Below are 14,368 nucleotides of genomic sequence, written 5' to 3'. Positions count from 1 at the left end.
CAGCCAGATGAATTTTTCCAGCCAGAACCGCAATGAGTTTGAATCCGGTGTGAGTTACTCTGCGGATTCAACCGAACGCATGGGCCGCATCGTGGCCGTCACTGGGTCCAAGGCAGTGATTCTTCTCGACGCCAGGGACAGTGTGTTCGAGGACCAGAAGCAGATTGCCGAGATTGGCACACTCTTGAAAGTCGAAGCGTCCAACTCCATCACGCTTGCTTTAATCTCGGCCTTGAGTTCGCCGATGCCCACAACCCAGTCGGGCGAAGGCGAAACCCGCATCATCGAAGTCGAATTCATCGGTGAAATGATGCGCCAGCAGGATGGTTCCTTCTCAGGATTCCGCCGCGGCGTTTCCACCTACCCGTCTCTGGGTGATACGGTTTTCCGCGCCACGCGCCGCGAATTGTCACTGGCTTACGCCTGCGATTCAACGAGCGCAGTGAGAGTCGGCCACATTCAGCAAGACCCGTCGATTCCCGCCATGGTCAAGATCGACGAAATGCTGGGCAAGCACTTTGCCATCCTCGGCACTACCGGCACTGGCAAGTCTTGCGCGGTAGCATTGGTGCTGCGCCGGATTCTAGAGCGCAGCCCGCAGGCTCATATATTGCTGCTCGATGTGCACCGCGAATACGCCCAGGCCTTCAATGGAATGTGTGAGATCATCACACCGGAAAACATGGCGCTGCCCTTCTGGCTTTTGAATTTCGATGAAGCCGTGGAAATTCTCGTCGGCCAGCAAAGCAGCCGCGAAGCTGACGTGGAAGTGCTGCGCGAAATCATCCCGATGGCCAAAGCGCGCTACATGGGCAACCAGAAGCGCGACAAAACCGGCGGTTTGCGCGCACGTGACGTACTGGTCGAAAACAACATCGGTGTTGACACACCCATTCCCTACCGTACCTCTGATTTGATCGGCGTGCTGGAAGAATTCATCGGCAAGCTGGACCTGCGCGGCGAACTCGCACCCTACAAGCGCCTGAAGGCCAAGCTGGAAGCCGTCAGCCGCGATCCGCGTTATGCCTTCATGTTCGGCAGCCTGACGGTGCAAGACAACATGACCCAAGTTCTGGCCCGCCTGTTCCGCATCCCGGTGAATGGCAAGCCCGTCGCCATTTTGGAATTGGGCGGCCTGCCGTCTGAAATCATCAACGTGGTTGTATCAGTGCTGGCCCGCCTCGCCTTCGATTTCGGCGTCTGGAGTCAAGGCCGCGTGCCGATCACTTTCGTCTGCGAGGAAGCCCATCGCTATGTGCCGCTCGACAAGACCACGGGTTTTGAGCCCACCAAGCGGGCGATCTCGCGCATTGCCAAGGAAGGCCGCAAATATGGTGTGTCGCTCTGCATCGTAAGTCAGCGCCCGGCGGAGCTTGATCCCACCATTCTGTCCCAGTGCAACACCATCTTCTCAATGCGCCTCACCAATGAGCGTGACCAAGACATTCTGCGCGCCGGCATTTCGGATGCCGCAGCCAGTCTTCTCGATTTCATGCCCACAATGGCCGCCGGCGAAGCCATTACCTTCGGTGAAGGCGTGGCACTGCCGACCCGCATCAAATTCGATCTGTTGCCAGTCAACGAATTGCCCCGCTCTACCACAGCGTCCTTCACCACCAATTGGGCCCGCGATCTGCCGGATGATAGCTTCCTCACTGAAGTTGTCAGCCGCTGGCGCGCCCAGACCTACAATCCTGAATCCTTGTCGATGCCGCATGAGGCGCCTGCCATCCCCCTCGCAGGAGCAACGGGCGCTGCAGCCCAGACGCCAGCCGGGCTCAACCCGGCCCATTTGGCGCCCGGCCCCCGCACCGGCATGCGCCGCGAAGGCTTCACTCCATCGGGCTCCCAAATGCCGAGCCCAGCCCCGGCCCAACCTGGAAGCCCAGCTGCCGGCACCGGCCAGCCCAGCCTGGCCAGCTTGATCCGCCAATTCCGTAATTGATTTTAGGGTTGCGCAGCAAGAGCCCTATGGGTATTCAGCGCCAATCCTGTTGGGAGATCGTCTAACGGTAGGACCGCGGATTCTGACTCCGCTAGTCTAGGTTCGAATCCTAGTCTCCCAGCCAACATGTCCTAAGCTCTTGAAAAGCTTAGGACCCCTTGTAAATCAAAGCCTTTCTCCTAAATATCTGATACGATTTGATGCTACGAAAGCGATCGGTCGATCGGAGTTTCCTCTTGGCAAAATACCTCGTCCGGCGCGGTGCGAATTATTCGACGCGCGTCTTCATTCCGAAGGACTTACAGCAGCACTACCTCGGCAGAAACGGTCAGCCCAGGAAAGAGCTGCTGGTTGCGCTGAAGACCGCTCGGCCCGACGAAGCAAAGAGGCTGCGCAATTCTGTTCAGGCAAAATACGACAGGGAGTTCGCGCAGAAGCGTGCTGAGGTGGGCCGCAAATCAACTGCACTCCCCTTCAGTGACACCGTGGTCGAACACGCCATGTGGCAGCGCTACACGGATATCCTTTCCCTTGGCGACAAGCAGCGGCTGACCAACGCGACTGAGGACGACCTCGACGAGGTTTGGAAGGCCTTGGAAGGAGAGTTCGGCGAAGAGAGCATCGCCGCCTTCCGCATCTACGAGAGCATCAAAGACAAGCCCGAGGTCGAGGCGGCGGAGCGGGCTGCGCGAAAATCTCTCCTAGAGGCACATGTTGGCAAAGGTGAAACAAAGTCGATCCAGGAAGCCTTAGCAAAGGTCGTGGCAGCTTATCGCCTGGCAATCGCGCCAAAGTCGAAGGAAGAACGCCGATTGGCTGAAGCGCTACAAGTTGCGGAGATCGAAGCGCTCGACGAGTCAGTTCGGCGCGCCGCTGGAAATTTCAAAGGTGGTGGTAGCCATCCCCTTGTGAAGCCTCCCACCGGGGCGTTGCCGCTCGTTGCTGCCCCAGGTGAGAGCCTTATGGAGTTATTTGACCGATATGCGACGGAAAACCCGAACCGTGCCAGGTCGGCGACCCTTGACGCTGCGCGGTTGAAAGTTGGACTTTTCTCCGATCACATCGGAACCTTCTTTCCGCCGAACGGCATCGTCAAAAAGCACGTGCGAGACTGGAAAAACCTCCTGAAGCTTTGGCCACGTAAAGCAACTGAGACGAAGGCCTTTCGGGGGATGACCCTCACGGAAACCATCGAAGCTAACAGGGTCGTGGGAAAGCCAGTGATCACGCCGAAGACAATCAACCAATACCTGACGGCGCTCGGCGCTTTTTGCCGGTGGCTCGTTGCCGAGGGTTTCCTTGATGCTAACCCCGTCGCCGACATGCTGCTGAAAATCGACGAAGAAGATAGCGACGTCCTCCCCTACACGATCGACCAACTCAACCAGCTGTTTCGATCGCCACTATTTGTAGGCTGCGTAGCTTTTACGCCGACGAAGGCTGCGAAATCTGGTGACCTCAAAGTGCGAGACCACCACTACTGGCTTCCACTGATCGCGCTCTTCACTGGCGCCCGCTCAAATGAGCTCTGCCAGCTGCTCACTACTGATATTTTTCAGATAGAGGATCAATGGGTCTTCGACATCACCAACGAAGGCGACGATGATCAGCAGCTCAAAAACGATAACAGCAAGCGCGTTGTGCCTATCCACCCTACCCTGATCGAGCTTGGATTCTTGACCTATCACCAGACTCGCATGAAGTCTGGCGACAAGTGGCTTTTCCCTGCTGCCCTACCAGACAGCCGTGGAAAGCGAAACGCGGCCTTCGGTAAGTTCTATGGAACGTATTCGAAAAAGATCGGCATCAAAGTCGCAGAGGAGGTGAACTTCCACAGCTTCAGGCACACGTTAACGGACGCGCTCCGCGCTGCCGATTTCTTGGACGACGAAATTGCCGTCATCATCGGCCATAAGAAACAGACCACCACCAGCCGATACGGGAAGGTCAAGCCAGGCAGTATCGAGCGCCGCGTGAAAATCATCCATGCTCTCAAATATCCTGGCCTTGAACTTTCTCATCTGATGCCATCGCGGGGCCAGTGAGGACAGACAATGCGCTGCAGTCTATCTTGATCGTAACTTTTGGCTGCTGCTCTCAACTACCAGGAGAGCTGTCACTACAGTGTTCAATTCGTCGCCCGCAACGAAGGGATAGATGGCGACGGAAATTCCATTCACCGCAGCGGCCCCGACATTAGCGGAAAGGAAGAATCGAGCATACAGGCGGCTTGATCCATTTCGGTCGAAATAGCTAGACTTTTCAGTGATTTCGGTATATTGTCACGAAGATTCAAAGATTCTTTCTATTGATTTATAAAGGAAATTTTGAACGGTTTTGAGCGTGACCGCCTATTGTTTTGGACGCTTCGTCGGTGGGCAACTTTCGCTATCAACTAGTTTTTCTCTTCGAATCCCCCGTTGCATAGTGAGCGTTTCGTCTCTGAGGAACGCCGTGAGCCACCTGACATCGATGTGGACTTCGAGCACGAGCGCCGTGAGATCGTGATGCAATGGGTGTTTGACACCTACGGGCGCGACCATGCCGCGCTCTGCTCCACGGTGATCCGTTATCGCACCAAAGGCGCGTTGCGCGATGTAGGAAAGGCGCTCGGCATTCCCGAGGACGTGATCACCACGCTCTCTTCGCAGGTCTGGCGATGGTCGGAAGGCGTAGAGACCGAGCACCTCGCCGAGGTGAACCTGAACCTCACAGATCGCCGTCTAAGACTGGCGCTGGACCTGGCCCAGCAGCTTCAAGGAACTCCGCGCCATCTCAGCCAGCATCCTGGCGGCTTCGTCCTCACCAATGACCGGCTGGATGACCTTGTGCCGATCGAGCCCGCAGCGATGGAGAAACGCCAAGTCATCGAATGGGACAAGGATGACATAGACTCGCTGAAGTTCATGAAGGTCGATGTCCTCGCGCTCGGCATGCTGACTTGCATGAAGAAGAGCCTGGATCTTCTGGCCTCACACAAAGGCGTGGAGCTGGACCTCGCCACTATCCCGGCCGAGGACCCTCGCACCTACGCCATGATCCGCAAAGCGGACACATTGGGCACGTTCCAGATCGAGAGCCGCGCGCAGATGTCCATGTTGCCTCGCCTGAAGCCAAGGACTTTCTACGACCTAGTCGTCCAAGTCGCCATCGTCCGGCCGGGACCAATCCAAGGTGATATGGTGCATCCATACCTTCGGCGCCGGGAGGGTATCGAGCCGGTGTATTTCCCGAAGCCCGAGCTTGAGAAGGTGCTGGGCAAGACGCTTGGTGTTCCACTTTTTCAAGAACAAGCGATGAGAGTAGCCATCGAATGCGCCGGCTTCACGCCCGGCGAGGCAGACATGCTCCGCAAATCCATGGCGACCTTCAAATTCACGGGCGGCGTATCCCGGTTCAAGGACAAGCTCGTCGCCGGAATGGTTGCCAATGGCTACGAGGAGGAATTCGCCGAGCGGACCTTCAAACAGCTCGAAGGGTTTGGCTCATACGGTTTTCCCGAAAGCCACGCCGCATCCTTCGCGTTGATTGCCTATGCGTCCGCCTGGCTGAAGTGCTGGCACCCGGACGTGTTCTGTGCGGCATTGCTCAACAGTCAGCCCATGGGATTTTATGCGCCCGCTCAGATTGCCCGGGATGCGCGCGAACATGGTGTTGAAATCCGCCCGATCTGCATCAACGCCTCACGTTGGGACTGCACCCTGGAGCCTATCCACGATGAAGGCCACCTTGCGGTCCGCCTCGGATATCGCCTTATCAAGGGTCTGCCCAATGCCCATGCGGCGACACTGGTTGCAGCGCGAGCCGACAGGAACTTCGCCTCCGTGGATGATCTCTGGCGCCGAGCCGGTATTCCCAGCGCCTCACTGACGCGACTGGCACATGCCGACGCTTTCCGAGAAAGCTTCGGCTTGGCGCGGCGCGAGGCGCTGTGGGCCATCAAGGCACTCCGCGATGAGCCTTTGCCGTTGTTCGCGGGCGCAGCCGCCCCTGAGGAAGGAGCCTTTGGAGAGTTCAACGAACCAGGCGTTACCCTCCGGCCAATGAAGGCTGGTGGCGAAGTGGTCGAAGATTATCGCCATGCTACTCTTTCGCTGCGGAGTCATCCGATCTCATTCCTACGTGACGATCTCAAAAAGCGTAGGATCGTGACCTGTGCCGAAGCCATGAATGCGAGTGATGGAAAATGGCTTGAGACGGCCGGCATCGTCTTGGTTCGTCAGCGCCCAGGCAGCGCCAAGGGCGTGATGTTCATCACCCTGGAGGACGAGAGCGGCGTAGCCAACCTCGTGGTCTGGCCCCAGGTCTTCGAAAAGAACCGCCGCATCATCCTCTCAGCCAGCATGATCGGCGTTCGAGGACGGGTGCAGCGTGAAGGCGACGTGGTTCATCTGGTCGCCTACGGGCTCACCGATCTTTCGTCAGAGCTGGCCAGCGTAGGCGAACGAGAAGGCGCCTTCCCCCTGCCCCATGGTCGAGGCGATGAATTCCATCATGGCTCGCCGACACCAGACCCACGAGGCATCCTCAGGGCCCGGGATATTTACGTTCCCGATCTCCATATCGACACGATCAAGGTGAAGGCGCGAGATTTTAGATAGTGCTGGTATCTTTACTTGGATCGTCTGCCCAGCAACTAGTCAAAATCTATAAATGCTCGCTCAGCAGACGCCAGACACTCATCCCAAAAATCGATCGCTTCCTTGATCTGAGGCAATACGTGACTTCCAGAAGGGTCACGCAACTCCTCGGCGCGGAAGCTTACTTGAAGCTCAGCCATGTCATCATCGTTGAGTGCCATAGCTGGGTTAACAACGACCGCAACGGTATCAAATCCGCTCCTGACGTCGACTCCACCTTTGAACTCCTTGAGCAATTCGTTCCGCGTGGGTTCAATGAAGTTCGTAAAGACCGGCACCGTCTGCCAGTCCTTCCAAGCGGTTTTCGCCCACCTAGATCGAGACGCATTGCCACGACAATCAACTTTTTCAAACACGTGGCCGATCGACCGAAGCATAGTAATGATGGCAATATACTGAACCTGATAATACGCGGCTGTTTGGAGGATGTTGTTGTGCTCCTCAAAACGCCGGACAAGCTTACGAACGAATTGTAGCTGAGCGCGCGAAACCAGTTCCACTGACCTTAGTCACTCCTAGGTGGAAAAACCGCGAAGCGAAATTTCAGAAATAATTGATCGCGGAATGTGAGGTGCAATAAACACCATTCGGTCCGGTAGGCAATAGTTTGCCAAAATTGTGCGGCAACCCGAGCCACCCCGCTCGATATGGCGCGGGAGTCCTAAGACTTCGGGTCCCCGCACGAGCACATCCAATTTGTGGGATCCACGGCTCCCCAGCAAACGCCGAAGCTGGCCATTCCCATTTGCCGTCGAACACTCACACGAATTGCGGCAGCAAGAATTGCTCTTGGAGAAAGCTATCACCCCCGAACCCTAAGCCAACTTATTGCTCCCATGTCCTTAGCCGAAGGAAATCAATCAGGTCCCGGCGCTTCTCTGGATCAGTCGGGGGAGCGGGCATATTCACTTCCTCGAAGATCTTTACCCAGGATTTCTCAGCGTCGGTGAGGATACCGCCGAAGACCTGGTAGACAGCCATATCCCAAGGTGGAAATGTCTCCCTGATGCAAGTCCGCATCAGGAGCACAGGGTCAATCTCGAGCACTTTTGCGATCACAGGAACGCGCGCGATGGGCACCGGCGCTTCGCCGAGCTTGATCATTGAAAGCATATTGCTGTGTTTGAAACCGATGCGTTTCGACAATTCCTTTTGACTATAGAGCGGCTCGAGGCGTTTGATGGCTGCTGCAATAAGGCCCGCTTGGAGCATGAACTGATAGTTGGACATATTAGGCACTCTGTCTCTCGCTTCGTCGTTGTTGATCGTGACAAAGTTATAGCGAGCAAAGAACGGGACGTGCTGAGAGCTGCAAGGGACTTGCGCAGCTCATCATGTGGTGAAGTCGGCATCGGTAGGGCAAAGATGACACAGCAAGGCAACACAGGCGGACCACGCGCTTCTCGCAACTATCGCGCCGCCTGCCGAACTATCCGCTAGACCACAAGGAATTGAGGAACCTAGCAACACACGTCGCCTCAGAGCCGAAGAAAGAACAATCTTTATGTCATCCCCGGCCTGAAAACCAGAAACTTCCCTGAACCGCGCAGCAACACACCCAGCAAAACCAAGAACAAAAGGGATGGCGCTGCCGACAACCTATTCAACGATAGTTTTGGCTACTATTTGATGGAATTGGCCCGCTATCTTGGGGATGAGGTAAGCTTCACTGCGGGCCTAGCGTCCAGATCTTGAAAAACCGGACCAACATAAGATTTTGTGAACTTAGTGCACACTTAGTGACAAGATATTAGGATAAAAAACATATTTCCAAGCATTTTTGTAAACATTCTGTTTTGCGCTTCAGGCTGATTTTCGCGCGAATGTTCACAAGTCAGGCCGAACAATGGCCGGGATGTTTACAAATGTTTACATGACGCGGCCGGGTGTTAACGTGCACGGATGCCCGTGCATCAGATCAAAAGAGATACTTGCAGAAATCACCCACCCAAGTGGCGATAGATTTGACCGGTATTCCGCCCTGCCGATATCCATTGGCCAGACGACAGGCTGCTAATCATGCGCCACCGGGCTCGGCGTCGACAACCGCCATGCTTGAGATGCGATGTCGATCTTGGCGTCCATTGACGCGCCCCTCAATCTCAGTGAATTGGTTGCGGCACGCTCCGCTTATTGAGCGACAGCTGATGTGGGGCACCCAAGCGATGCTCCGAAAAAGCCTGTTTCAAAGAAGTCAGCGTTGGCTAACGCCCCTCATACATGCGGATAGTTCTATCCCCCTTGTATGATCCTGAAGAGAAAAGTGGCGTTAAGCCACGAACGGACCATACAAGGGAGATTATCATGCGTCTAAGTCGGAGTTTAAGTCAGGAGCTAATATAAGCGGATCGGCGGGTAGCATTTACCGTCCATCGCTCCCGTAATCCTGCCACGTTAAGGGCACTACCGGTGTTGCCACCTGGAAATGCGGACTTCCGCAACAAGACCAGGTGTGAAGGTTGTGCTTGCACAGAGCCTTCATCTTACTCGGCCATCCCGTGAGCCCGCATTGATGCGCCACACGTCTTGGCCTGAAGAACCTTTTATTTATCGCGGCTGGGATTCAATCCGCTCGATCTGGCATCTCATTCGCCCCGTCTGAGTCCGGGATACTGTATCGTCAATTTCCAGTATGGGAGAGAACGTGTGCATCGGACATCGGCGTTTACATATCTCGCCAGTCCTTCTCCGAAGGAGCATGCAAAGCCGCTCCCGATATAGAAATAATAGGAGGCCCGGCTCCGCACTGCAAGTTCAATAATCTGTTTTAGTGCAAATTTCTCGTGGAGCGCGAAGAAAAGCGCCGACTAAGACAGCTGTTACCAACCCACGTAACGTAACGCGTAACCTCTACCGTAACAGCCACCAAATTTTGTATGAGTCACGTTACCAACCAGGGACACGATTATGAACGACAAGATCGCAAATAAGAATGCCTTGAAGCAAAGGCGCTACCGTCAACGGAAAAAATTCAAGGAAGCTGGACTGGTAAGTGGTGGGCCTTTGGAAGCGCTAATGTTGCCTAAGACGGGTCTCTCTCAGTGGCTCAACCGCAACAAGAACAATGATGAGGAGCAGCATGACGAAGATCTTTACGCGGTTAGGTATGTTGGCCAAGAACTCGGCAATCTGACCGATCCCGACCTAATATTTCTTGAGACAGGAAGCACGCCAGAAACGGAAATCAAACGTCTCGAACACATTGTTCGAACGCTGGTCTTCAGCGCGGAAGTGTTGGCAGAGACGCTCTGCGAGTTTCGGAAGCACCAGATCGACACCGAGATCAAGGCTTTGATGGAGGGGAAGATCAAATGCGAAAGCACGCAAGACGCCGCACTGGCCCGCATCATAGAACTGAAAGCAGGAAGAAAATTCTTGGACAAAAAGATTGGTCTGTCAATCTCTCAGCACGTGGCGTGACGAGCCCAACTAGGCCGCAAACCTAGAAATCAAATCTCAACCGATGTTTGCAACGGGCGCCCAATCATGGACGTGCGATGGCGATCGGCTGTCAAATCCAACATCAAGAAAGGAAGCATTACATGTCAGAACCCTATATCGCTTACGCCCCCGAGAATATTTCGATGGCGTTAACGGAGCAAGACGGCATGAAAGCCATCATACTTCGGATGACCGGTAACGTTGGCATCGACACTTACACAATGGTCGACGCCAAGCGCCTCAGTGACAGGTTGGAAGCGTTGGTCAACGGAACAAGGCCCGACCAGGCGCTGTTATTCGGCGAACATATTTGGATGATCGGAGAGGCCGACCCAAGGCTGATCGCGATCACTACGGAACGGTGCCGCACGCTCGTAGATGATCTGCGCCGATCGATTCAGTTGGAGAGTGATTCAAGCAACGTCATTGAACTGAAGACCGTCGGTTGACACCGTCTCGTAGTCAACTGTCCGCCTCGTCGTGAATTGGCCGCACTGCCTAGGCCGCAGACCTAGATAACCCGACAGCCGATGTTTGCAATGGGCGCCCAGTGATGGACGCACAGCGGCAATCGGCTGCTCATTTGAGAAAGCGAACTGGAATGAACATGAACAATCAAAATGCATCTGAGCCGGCCAGCGTTGCCGTGTCACCACCCGGCATGCGATGGGCACAAGGCCTTTCGGCCGACCGCTACGAACGGCTGATCAAAACCTTGAAAGAGAGGTCTCGGCGATCCGCTGACTTGGAACAGACATTCAGGGTCATCATGGCTCTCGAACTGCAAGTCTTCCCAGAGCATCTGCGTCAGGAATTCCTGAATGATGTTCAGGGACCCGGCACATCGACATTTATGGAGGCTTTGCTGCGCTACAAGCACCCCCGAGATTGATTTAGACTATATTTCACATCAACTTACCTAATTTCATTTTTGGAGAATTCACTTGCACAAATTTCTTATGGCTCAACCGGTCGGCGTAATCCAACTCGGACTCTACGATGAGGGCGATGCCAAGTTCGTTACAATCCAGATGCAGCACGAGACTGATCCCGAAGCATGCACGCTTGATGAAGCAATAGAACTTGGTGATGCGCTCGAAGAGATTGTCAGCGGTCGCAAACCCGGAACAGGTGTAATGTTCGGTGATCGACGAATGGTCGTTGTGTCGGACGATCAGCCGCAAGCGATCGCTATAGGCATCAGTCAATGCAAACATCTAATTGCTGCGCTGCGCGAAACCGTCGACTGTGCAGTAAAAATGCACCCCGTGGTCGATATATCTTGCCCGTCGACCTAAAAGTAACTCGACAAACGAGGGTGGGATTGATCTCACCCTCGTTTTGCCCTCAGACATTAATATTGGATGGATGCAACTAAGCTCCACCATCAAAATCACGAAACACTCACCGGCTGACCTGTCTGCCAGCTCTGTCTGGCCGCTTCGGCAAGCTTCTGCGCCTGCAAGCCGTCAAAGCCATTCGGCTTCGGATCACGGTTGCCGGATTCCACCGCGGCGATGAACGTGTTCAGCTCATTGGTGTAGGCCGGCAGATAGCGCTCAAGGAAGAAGTTCATGATCGGATCGGCGCGGTAACCTTCTGCGGTCTGCAGCTCCACCGTCGTCTCATGCATGTTCTTGGCATGGATCATGCCTTTCGAACCATGCACTTCCAGGCGCTGGTCATAGCCGTAAGTGGCGCGGCGGGAATTGGTGATCACCGCGATGCGGCCCGACTTCGTCTGCATCTGCACGGCGGCGGTGTCGACATCGCCCGCTTCCCCAATGGCCTTGTCGACCAAAGCCGCCCCCAACGCACTCACGGTGACGAATTCCTCGCCCATTAGGAAGCGCGCGAGGTCGAAGTCATGGATCATCATGTCGGCGAAAATGCCGCCTGAGCCCTTCACATATTCCGCCGGCGGCGGCGCAGGGTCGCGGCTGATCACCGTAATGAGTTCAATGTCACCCACCGCGCCGGCGCGGATGCGCTTCTCGGCGGCAGCAAAGCTCGGATCGAAGCGGCGATTGAAGCCGATCATCAGGACCGACTTGTTCTTATCGACGACCTTAAGCGTCTCTTCGATCTTGGCGACACTCAGCGAGACCGGCTTTTCACACATGATCGCCTTGCCGGCGTTCGAGGCGGCCTGGATCTGCTCGGCATGAAAGCCGGTGGGCGAGCCGATCAGCACGGCGTCTACATCCTTGGCCTTCATGATGTCATCGACGCTGGCTACTTTGGCGCCATATTGCTCGGCCAGGCCCTGCGCCGCCTGCGGCATTGCATCGGCAATGTAAGCCAGTTCAGCCTTGGCATGGCTGGCAATGGTGCGGGCGTGAACCTTGCCGATGCGGCCAGCGCCGATAACTCCGAATCTGATCATCTTTTTTATGACTTTCCTGACATCATTTTTTTGAACGCTTCCATTTCTGCCCGAGGAGCAGACACGATATTTGCGGCCGATGGGTAACCTCCCATCTGGACTTCGGAGACAAACTCTTTGAACGCGCTCACTCTGATTTCCTGAACACGCGCATGCTCAGCCGCGAGGTCGGCATATTTTTTGGCATGGCGCGGAACATGGCCGGCGTTGTAGCCGAGGACATCACACGCAAAGAGATACTGACAGTCACCACCTGCACCGCCACCCATCGACACCAAAAATAAATCGGTGTGTTTCGATATTTCGGCCGTCACTTCCGGTGGGACAACTTCAATTTCGACGCCGAAGGCACCAACTTCTTCATACCTTTTACACCGGTCATAAACCTGCATTGCACTCGCGGCGGTTTTACCGACGGCCTTGAACCCACCGGTCCAGGTGCAGAAATGAGGGACCAGACCGACATGACCAATCACGGGGATGTTGTCTTTCGCCATTCGTTCAACTGTATCGAAGGCAGCTGCACAGTAGACAGCGTCCGCCCCAGCATTCATCATTTCGAATGCCCATCTCAGATAGTCATCAGTAACACCGGGCGACGCATAGAGCGGTAAACCAGGGACGGCGAACAGCGAGGGCGCCACTTCCCGGAATTGCTTCTGCATCAGCAGTTCAGGGGGCACCGATACCATGTCGATGCCGGAGATTTCAGCGGCAGCAAGTTCTTCCCAGCTCTCCACTCGCATCATGGTGTATTGATGCTTGCCCTTGTTAGCCCGTATCTCGGCTACGGTAGGCCGGATTCTTCTAGCCATGTCCCTGCTCTCCTACTGACTGTTAGTTGATGGCGATGAAAACCCGGCCACCTTCGACTTTGGCCGGATAGGTCTTCAGATTGATTACGCAAGGCGCTCCCTTGGCTTGGCCGGTCGTATAGTCAAAGCGGCCATTGTGCTTGGGGCATTCAATAATGTGGTCCATCACCAATCCCTCAAACAGACGGACTTTTTCATGCGTGCAAAGGCCGTCGGTTGCGTAGTAGCGGTCTTCTGGTGATCGATAGACCGCGTAGGTTTTGCCTGCGTGATCGAATTTCATCACGTCTTCGCTGGCAATATCATTTGCACCACAAACTTCGATCCACTGTGCCATGAATTTATTCGATACCTTTAGCTTGGAGAAAAAGCTGATTTGAATGCCTGCAATGCCACTTCGGAATCGCCAGACGCATGGGCTTCCATGCAGACCGGGCCGTTGTAACCCATGGCTACGAGGGCTTTGGCCACGCCAGCATAGTTGATCTCGCCAGTGCCGGGTTCCTTGCGGCCGGGCACATCTGCAACCTGGATCTCGCCGATCCAGGGCTGCGACTTGCGGCACCATTCGATCAAGTTCCCCTCACCGATCTGCACATGATAGAGATCGAGGTTCAACCTCACGCGCGGATGGTTGACGGCAGAGATCAGTGCCAGCGTGTCTTCAATGGTAGCGAAGGGCACGCCGGGATGATCGACCGGGAGATTGAGGTTTTCCAGCATGAAGGTAACGTCATGCTTGTCCGCCAGATCAGCAATGCGGCGCAGCGTATCTTCGGCTTTGAGCCACATGCCGCCGGTGACAATTTCCACAGGCGTAACAGGCAGGCCGCGATCGCCTAGGCCCGTGCCATGCAGATTAAGGCGAGCGACGTTGAGGCGCTTGCCGATCTTGATGGCTTCGACCGCCGTGCGCAGCAGATCATCAGCGCCTTCTGTATCTGACAGACGGCCAGTGACATAGCCCGTCATCGAAGAGAACTTCGCGCCGGATTTTTCCAGCTGGGCCACATCGTGATTGGCCCAGTTCCAGATGCCGCATTCATAACCCAGTTCAGTGAGGCGCTGCAGGCGCCAAAGCATGGGCTTGTCTGGCCAGAGCATTTCGGCGCAGGCCGACAGGGTGAAGGGAGAAGTCATG

At 55.3% G+C, this 14,368-nt stretch carries 12 protein-coding genes, 1 tRNA gene and 1 pseudogene; 8 read left to right on the top strand and 6 right to left on the bottom strand.

Features of this window, described 5'->3' with window-relative positions:
- The first annotated feature begins 7 nt into the window (after nucleotides 1-7).
- The 4 genes and pseudogenes from F8B91_RS01925 to F8B91_RS01910 form a co-directional block, all read left to right on the top strand.
- Nucleotides 8-1,945 (top strand): ATP-binding protein, encoded by a 1,938-nt coding sequence (locus tag F8B91_RS01925; RefSeq protein ID WP_246714937.1) that lies wholly within the window; start codon nucleotides 8-10, stop codon nucleotides 1,943-1,945.
- A 50-nt stretch (nucleotides 1,946-1,995) separates the two neighbouring features.
- Nucleotides 1,996-2,069, top strand: a tRNA-Gln gene (locus F8B91_RS01920).
- A gap of 112 nt (nucleotides 2,070-2,181) precedes the next feature.
- A complete protein-coding gene (locus tag F8B91_RS01915) occupies nucleotides 2,182-3,990 on the top strand; it encodes a site-specific integrase (RefSeq protein WP_196502033.1) in 1,809 nt (602 codons plus the stop codon).
- A gap of 384 nt (nucleotides 3,991-4,374) precedes the next feature.
- Nucleotides 4,375-6,546, top strand: a pseudogene (locus tag F8B91_RS01910) (error-prone DNA polymerase); the annotation flags it as partial.
- Nucleotides 6,547-6,581: 35 nt separating this feature from the next.
- Here F8B91_RS01910 and F8B91_RS01905 read toward each other — a convergent pair.
- Both F8B91_RS01905 and F8B91_RS01900 read right to left on the bottom strand, forming a co-directional pair.
- On the bottom strand, nucleotides 6,582-7,085 hold the full coding sequence (locus F8B91_RS01905) for a hypothetical protein (RefSeq protein ID WP_196502031.1): 504 nt from the start codon (nucleotides 7,083-7,085) through the stop codon (nucleotides 6,582-6,584).
- Nucleotides 7,086-7,410: 325 nt separating this feature from the next.
- Nucleotides 7,411-7,815 carry a helix-turn-helix domain-containing protein gene (locus F8B91_RS01900; RefSeq protein WP_196502030.1) on the bottom strand — a complete coding sequence of 135 codons (405 nt, stop codon included), beginning with the start codon at nucleotides 7,813-7,815 and terminating at the stop codon, nucleotides 7,411-7,413.
- A gap of 1,677 nt (nucleotides 7,816-9,492) precedes the next feature.
- Here F8B91_RS01900 and F8B91_RS01895 point away from each other — a divergent pair.
- From F8B91_RS01895 to F8B91_RS01880, 4 genes are all read left to right on the top strand, one after another.
- Nucleotides 9,493-10,005, top strand: a complete 513-nt coding sequence (locus tag F8B91_RS01895) for a hypothetical protein (protein ID WP_196502029.1) — start codon at nucleotides 9,493-9,495, stop codon at nucleotides 10,003-10,005.
- Nucleotides 10,006-10,127: 122 nt separating this feature from the next.
- Complete coding sequence (locus F8B91_RS01890; RefSeq protein ID WP_196502028.1) at nucleotides 10,128-10,475, top strand: hypothetical protein; 348 nt, start codon at nucleotides 10,128-10,130, stop codon at nucleotides 10,473-10,475.
- Between the two features lie 152 nt (nucleotides 10,476-10,627).
- Nucleotides 10,628-10,918, top strand: coding sequence for a hypothetical protein (locus F8B91_RS01885; protein WP_196502027.1), 291 nt, complete (start codon nucleotides 10,628-10,630; stop codon nucleotides 10,916-10,918).
- 52 nt (nucleotides 10,919-10,970) lie between these two features.
- The gene (locus F8B91_RS01880; RefSeq protein WP_196502026.1) at nucleotides 10,971-11,324 is read left to right on the top strand and encodes a hypothetical protein; all 354 of its coding nucleotides are present in this window, start codon (nucleotides 10,971-10,973) and stop codon (nucleotides 11,322-11,324) included.
- Nucleotides 11,325-11,419: 95 nt separating this feature from the next.
- Here the strand turns inward: F8B91_RS01880 and iolG are convergent, their stop codons facing one another.
- Genes iolG through F8B91_RS01860 form a run of 4 tightly spaced genes read right to left on the bottom strand, consistent with a single transcriptional unit; the run spans nucleotide 11,420 to nucleotide 14,367 of the window.
- Complete coding sequence (iolG, locus tag F8B91_RS01875; RefSeq protein ID WP_196502025.1) at nucleotides 11,420-12,412, bottom strand: inositol 2-dehydrogenase; 993 nt, start codon at nucleotides 12,410-12,412, stop codon at nucleotides 11,420-11,422.
- Between the two features lie 5 nt (nucleotides 12,413-12,417).
- The gene (locus F8B91_RS01870; protein ID WP_196502024.1) at nucleotides 12,418-13,227 is read right to left on the bottom strand and encodes a 3-methyl-2-oxobutanoate hydroxymethyltransferase; all 810 of its coding nucleotides are present in this window, start codon (nucleotides 13,225-13,227) and stop codon (nucleotides 12,418-12,420) included.
- A gap of 22 nt (nucleotides 13,228-13,249) precedes the next feature.
- On the bottom strand, nucleotides 13,250-13,564 hold the full coding sequence (locus F8B91_RS01865; RefSeq protein WP_196502023.1) for a MocE family 2Fe-2S type ferredoxin: 315 nt from the start codon (nucleotides 13,562-13,564) through the stop codon (nucleotides 13,250-13,252).
- A 17-nt stretch (nucleotides 13,565-13,581) separates the two neighbouring features.
- A complete protein-coding gene (locus F8B91_RS01860) occupies nucleotides 13,582-14,367 on the bottom strand; it encodes a TIM barrel protein (RefSeq protein ID WP_196502022.1) in 786 nt (261 codons plus the stop codon).
- Nucleotide 14,368: the final 1 nt, after the last annotated feature.

This window comes from Aestuariivirga litoralis (assembly GCF_015714715.1).
In the GTDB taxonomy this organism is placed as follows: domain Bacteria; phylum Pseudomonadota; class Alphaproteobacteria; order Rhizobiales; family Aestuariivirgaceae; genus Aestuariivirga; species Aestuariivirga litoralis_A.
This window is presented reverse-complemented; position numbering and strand designations above follow the sequence as displayed.

Bases quoted from the DNA above. Each gene is read 5' to 3' on its own strand.
- F8B91_RS01925 (WP_246714937.1), top strand. From the start codon at position 8: ATGAATTTTTCCAGCCAGAACCGCAATGAGTTTGAATCCGGTGTGAGT.
- F8B91_RS01900 (WP_196502030.1), bottom strand. From the start codon at position 7,815: ATGTCCAACTATCAGTTCATGCTCCAAGCGGGCCTTATTGCAGCAGCC.
- F8B91_RS01895 (WP_196502029.1), top strand. From the start codon at position 9,493: ATGAACGACAAGATCGCAAATAAGAATGCCTTGAAGCAAAGGCGCTAC.
- F8B91_RS01890 (WP_196502028.1), top strand. From the start codon at position 10,128: ATGTCAGAACCCTATATCGCTTACGCCCCCGAGAATATTTCGATGGCG.
- F8B91_RS01885 (WP_196502027.1), top strand. From the start codon at position 10,628: ATGAACATGAACAATCAAAATGCATCTGAGCCGGCCAGCGTTGCCGTG.
- iolG (WP_196502025.1), bottom strand. From the start codon at position 12,412: ATGATCAGATTCGGAGTTATCGGCGCTGGCCGCATCGGCAAGGTTCAC.
- F8B91_RS01870 (WP_196502024.1), bottom strand. From the start codon at position 13,227: ATGGCTAGAAGAATCCGGCCTACCGTAGCCGAGATACGGGCTAACAAG.
- F8B91_RS01865 (WP_196502023.1), bottom strand. From the start codon at position 13,564: ATGGCACAGTGGATCGAAGTTTGTGGTGCAAATGATATTGCCAGCGAA.
- F8B91_RS01860 (WP_196502022.1), bottom strand. From the start codon at position 14,367: ATGACTTCTCCCTTCACCCTGTCGGCCTGCGCCGAAATGCTCTGGCCA.